This window comes from Kineococcus indalonis (assembly GCF_009906395.1).
GTDB classification, from domain to species: domain Bacteria; phylum Actinomycetota; class Actinomycetes; order Actinomycetales; family Kineococcaceae; genus Kineococcus; species Kineococcus indalonis.
In genome coordinates this window covers 1-5,358 of the sequence record NZ_JAAALM010000282.1, presented here as the reverse complement: position 1 = coordinate 5,358, position 5,358 = coordinate 1, and the positions used below count along the sequence as shown (strand labels likewise).

The following is a 5,358-nucleotide window of genomic DNA, read 5'->3' as shown; positions in this document are numbered from 1 at the left end:
GGGTCACCGAGCACGCATCGGCCGATCGGGCGCCGTGCTTGAGCCGGCGGGCCCGCCCCGAGCGAGACGTTCGACATCGTCGGACGCCGGTCGTTGACGCCCCCGCGGCCCCCACCTAACGTCCCCGTCCGCGGCGAGCGAGCCGCCAGTCGACTCAACGAGGAGTTCACCCATGGCACAGACCAGACCGGCCTCGGCCGCGACGCCACCGGCGGTGCGCCGGCAGCCGACCCTCGCGGGCGAGCTGCTGGCCGAGTTCGCGGGCACCGCGGTCCTCATCCTCTTCGGCGTCGGTGTCGTCGCCCAGGTCGTGGCCGGCCAGAACGGCGGCGACGACTCCATCCACTGGGCGTGGGGGCTGGGCGTCACCTTCGGCATCTACGTCGCCGGCCGCACGACCGGCGCGCACCTGAACCCGGCCGTGACCATCGCCCTGGCGGTCTTCAAGGGCTTCGCCTGGCGCAAGGTGCTGCCGTACTCGGTGGCCCAGTTCCTCGGCGCGTTCGCCGCGGCGCTGCTGGTGCGCTGGGTCTACGCCGACGCCATCGCCACGGTGGACCCGGGCACCACCTTCGACAGCCAGGGCATCTTCTCCACCCTGCCCGGCGAGGGCGTCAGCGTCGGCACCGCGTTCCTCGACCAGGTCGTCGGCACCGCCATCCTCGTCTTCCTCATCTTCGCGGTCACCGAGCTGCGCGCGACCCCGCCGGCGGCCAACCTCGCGCCGTTCATCATCGGCCTGATCGTCGTCGGCATCGGCATGGCCTGGGGCAGCAACGCCGGCTACGCCATCAACCCGGCGCGCGACTTCGGCCCGCGGGTGGCCTCCTTCATCACCGGCTACACCACGGCCATGCGCGAACCCGGCGGGCAGTTCTACTTCTGGGTGCCCATCGTCGCCCCCGTGATCGGCGCGCTGATCGGCGGCGCCCTGTACCGGGTGCTGGTGGAGCGCCACCTTCCCGACGAGGACGCGCAGGACCAGCCGGCCGGGCGCGTGCCCGCCGAGGACGACTGACCGCCCCGCACGGCACCAGCACCCCCCGAACGCACCTGCAGAGAGGCAGCACGGACATGGCGAACGACAGCGGAGCCCGGTACGTCGCAGCGGTCGACCAGGGCACCACCTCCACCCGGTTCATGGTCTTCGACCACGGCGGCAACGAGGTGGCCAAGTACCAGCTCGAGCACACCCAGATCATGCCCAAGCCGGGCTGGGTGGAGCACGACCCCATCGAGATCTGGGAGCGCACCAGCTCCGTCATCCAGTCCGGCCTGCGCCAGGCGGACCTGGGCGCCGAGGACCTCGCCGCCCTGGGCATCACCAACCAGCGCGAGACCGCCGTGGTGTGGAACCGCCGCACCGGCCGGCCGTACTACAACGCGATCGTCTGGCAGGACACCCGCACCGACCGCCTGGCCGCCGCCCTGGACCGCGACGAGCGTGGGCAGAAGATCCGGCAGAAGACCGGCCTGCCCCCGGCGACGTACTTCTCCGGCGGCAAGGTGCAGTGGATCCTGGAGAACGTCCCCGGCGTGCGCGAGGCCGCCGAGCGCGGCGACGCGGTGTTCGGCAACACCGACTCCTGGCTGATCTGGCACCTGACCGGCGGCGTCAACGGCGGCGTGCACGTCACCGACGTCACCAACGCCAGCCGCACCATGCTCATGGACCTGGAGACCCTGGACTGGGACGACGAGCTGCTGGAGATCTTCGGCATCCCGCGCGCGATGCTGCCGGAGATCAAGCCCTCCTCGTGCAGCGAGGGGTACGGCCCCACCGTGGCCGACGGCCCGCTGGGCGGTCCGGTGCCGCTGACCGGCATCCTCGGCGACCAGCAGGCCGCCATGGTCGGCCAGGTGTGCTTCGAGCCCGGCATGGCGAAGAACACCTACGGCACCGGCAACTTCATGCTGCTGAACACCGGCACCGAGCTCGTGCGCTCCAAGGCCGGGCTGCTGACGACCGTCTGCTACCAGTTCAACGACGACAAGCCCGTGTACGCGCTGGAGGGTTCCATCGCCGTCACCGGCTCGGCCGTGCAGTGGCTGCGCGACCAGCTCGGCATCATCTCCGGCGCCGCGGAGTCCGAGCACCTGGCCCGCCAGGTGCAGGACTCCGGCGGCTGCTACTTCGTGCCCGCCTTCTCCGGCCTGTTCGCCCCCTACTGGCGCTCCGACGCGCGCGGGGCGATCGTGGGGCTCTCGCGCTACAACACCAACGCGCACATCGCCCGCGCCACGCTGGAGTCGATCTGCTACCAGAGCCGCGACGTGACCGAGGCGATGGCCGAGGACTCCGGCGTGGCCGTGGAGGTGCTCAAGGTCGACGGCGGCATCACCGCCAACACCCTGTGCATGCAGCTGCAGGCGGACGTCCTGGGCGTCCCGGTCTCCAAGCCCGTCGTGGCCGAGACCACCGCGCTCGGCGCCGCCTACGCCGCCGGCCTGGCCGTCGGGTTCTGGAAGGACACCGAGGAGCTGAAGGCGAACTGGAACGAGGGCGCCCGCTGGGAGCCCACCTGGGACGACACCCAGCGCACCGACGGCTACGCGGGCTGGAAGAAGGCCGTGCAGCGGACGCTGGACTGGGTGGACGTCGACTGACGCCCGCGGGGGCGTGACGGCGCGCGGGCGGGTCCGCACCCGCCCGCGCGCGAACGCCGGCCGCAGCGCTCGCCGAGCGCGCCGCGGCGACCGGCCCGAGGATGGATCAGACGCTCGATCTGGAGGACCTGGACGTGGAGACCAAACCGCTGTCGCCGCAGTCGCGGCAGGACGCGCTGCGCACGATGGCCGAGGGCGAGCTGGACGTGCTCGTCGTGGGCGGGGGTGTCGTCGGCGCCGGTGCGGCCCTCGACGCGGTGACCCGTGGACTGCGCACCGGGCTGGTGGAGGCGAGGGACTGGGCCAGCGGCACCTCGAGCCGGTCCAGCAAGCTGATCCACGGCGGCCTGCGCTACCTGGAGATGCTCGACTTCGCCCTGGTGCACGAGGCGCTGCGCGAGCGGGGCCTGCTGCGCAACAAGCTCGCCCCGCACCTGGTGAAGCCGGTGCCGTTCCTGTACCCGCTCACCAAGCGCTTCGCCGAGCGGCCCTACGTCGGCTCCGGCGTGGCCCTGTACGACGGCATGGCCCTGTCCAGCGGGAACAACCAGGGCTTCCCCCTGCACCGTCACCTGACGCGCAAGGGCGTGCAGCGCGAGGCCCCCGGCATCCGCCGCGACGCCATGGTCGGCGCGATCCAGTACTACGACGGCCAGGTCGACGACGCGCGGCACACCATGACGATCGTGCGCACCGCCGCCACCTACGGGGCGCTGGCCGCCAACCGCACCCGCGTGCGGGAGTTCCTGCGCCAGGGCGAGCGGGTCGTCGGCGCGGTGCTGACGGACCTGGAGTCCGGCGCGGAGATCCCGGTGCGCGCCAAGCAGGTCATCAACGCCACCGGCGTGTGGACCGACGAGACGCAGGAGCTCGTGGGCGCGCACGGGCAGTTCAAGGTGCGCGCCTCCAAGGGCATCCACCTCGTCGTGCCGCGCGACCGCATCCAGTCGCGCACGGGGATGATCCTGCGCACCGAGAAGAGCGTGCTGTTCATCATCCCGTGGGGCCGGCACTGGATCATCGGCACCACCGACACCGACTGGGAGCTGGACAAGGCCCACCCGGCGGCCACCAGCGCCGACATCGACTACGTGCTCTCCCACGCCAACGGGGTGCTGAAGTCCCCGCTGACGCGCCAGGACGTCGAGGGCGTCTACGCGGGCCTGCGCCCGCTGCTCAGCGGCGAGTCGGAGTCCACCAGCAAGCTCTCGCGCGAGCACGTCGTCGGCCACCCGGTGCCCGGCCTGGTCGTCGTCGCCGGCGGCAAGTACACGACGTACCGCGTCATGGCCAAGGACGCCGTGGACGTCGCCGTCAACGGCCTGGACGGCAAGGTGCCGCCCTCCACCACGGAGGACGTGCCGCTCGTGGGCGCCGAGGGCTACCACGCGCTGTGGAACCAGCGGCACCTGCTCGCCGCCCGCTCCGGCCTGCACGTGGACCAGGTCGAGCACCTGCTCAACCGCTACGGCTCCACCCTGGACGAGCTGCTCGGCCTGGTCGCCCGGGACCGCACGCTGGCCGAGCCGCTGCCGCACGCCGACGACTACCTGAAGGTGGAGGTCGTCTACGCGGCCACCCACGAGGGCGCCCGCCACCTCGACGACGTCCTGGCCCGCCGCACGCGCATCTCCATCGAGACGTACGACCGCGGCACCGAGAGCGCCGAGCTCGTCGCGCAGCTCATGGGCGACGCGCTGGGCTGGGACGACGAGCGCCGCGCCACCGAGGTGCGCACCTACCTGGAGCGGGTGGCCGCCGAGCGCGCCTCCCAGGAGGAGCCCGACGACGCCGGCGCCGACGCGGCGCGCCTGCGCGCCCCGGAGATCGTCCCGGTCTGACCGGGCGCGCCGGACCCGCGGGGGGGCCGGTCGCCGTGGTGCCGCACCGGCGCCGCGGCGGCCGGCCCCCGGTGCGTGCGGGCACCGGCGCGCCCGGTGCGGCGGCGCGCCCGGTGCGGCGGCGCGGCCGGGCACCGGAGTGGCAGGGTGCCGCCGTGGTGGAGCGGACGGCGGGCAGCACCCCGGCAGCGGCGGCGGTGGTGGGCGCAGGACCGCTCGTGCTGGGCCTGGACGTGGGCGGCAGCGGCGCGCGGGCCCTCCTGGCGCCCCTGGTGCCGGCGGTCCCCGCGGCGCCCGCGGGGCAGGGCGCGCTGCTGCGCGTGCACGGGCCGGGCACCGCGCCGCGCGGCGACGGGGTGCTGCGGGCCGTGCGGGCCCTGCTGAGCGCCCTGCAGGAGCGGTGGGGCGACGTGCCCGGGCTGCGCGCACGGCCCGTGGCCGCGCTCGCCCTGGGCGCGGCCGGCCTGGCCTCCGTGGCCGCCGACCGCGACGCGGTGCGCGCCGAGCTGGTCGCGGCGCTGGCGCCGGGCGCGGTGGTCCTGGCCGCCGACGCGCTCACCGCCCACGCCGGGGCGCTGGGCGGCCGGCCCGGTGCCGTGCTCGCCGCCGGCACCGGCGTGATCGGGCTGGGCCGCTCCGCCGGCGGGGCGTGGACGCGCGTGGACGGCTGGGGCCACCTGCTGGGCGACCGCGGCGGGGCGGCGTGGATCGGGCGGCGCGCGCTGGAGGAGGCGCTGCGCGCGGCGGACGGGCGCTGCCCGGACGGCCACCGGCTGCTGGCGGCGGTGCGCGCCGCGCTGGGGGACCCGGCCGGCTGGCCGCGGCTGCTGGGCGGCGACGACCGCGCCCGCGTGCTGGCGTCCCTGGCGCCGGCGGTCACCGCCCTCGCCGGCGCCAGGGACGCCAGCAC

At 74.7% G+C, this 5,358-nt stretch carries 4 protein-coding genes; all 4 read left to right on the top strand.

Annotated features, from left to right (window positions below):
• The first annotated feature begins 172 nt into the window (after positions 1 to 172).
• Positions 173 to 1,018: an MIP/aquaporin family protein gene (locus tag GTR00_RS13800; protein ID WP_166612186.1), complete on the top strand. Its 846-nt coding sequence runs from the start codon at positions 173 to 175 to the stop codon at positions 1,016 to 1,018.
• A 56-nt stretch (positions 1,019 to 1,074) separates the two neighbouring features.
• Positions 1,075 to 2,607, top strand: a complete 1,533-nt coding sequence (gene glpK, locus GTR00_RS13795; RefSeq protein ID WP_166612185.1) for a glycerol kinase GlpK — start codon at positions 1,075 to 1,077, stop codon at positions 2,605 to 2,607.
• Positions 2,608 to 2,741: 134 nt separating this feature from the next.
• Positions 2,742 to 4,448, top strand: coding sequence for a glycerol-3-phosphate dehydrogenase/oxidase (locus tag GTR00_RS13790; protein WP_166612187.1), 1,707 nt, complete (start codon positions 2,742 to 2,744; stop codon positions 4,446 to 4,448).
• 155 nt (positions 4,449 to 4,603) lie between these two features.
• On the top strand, positions 4,604 to 5,358 hold a 755-nt coding region (locus GTR00_RS13785; protein WP_166612184.1), incomplete at its 3' end, for a BadF/BadG/BcrA/BcrD ATPase family protein.

Coding starts and splice junctions, on each gene's coding strand:
- GTR00_RS13800 (WP_166612186.1), top strand. CDS start 173: ATGGCACAGACCAGACCGGCCTCGGCCGCGACGCCACCGGCGGTGCGC.
- glpK (WP_166612185.1), top strand. CDS start 1,075: ATGGCGAACGACAGCGGAGCCCGGTACGTCGCAGCGGTCGACCAGGGC.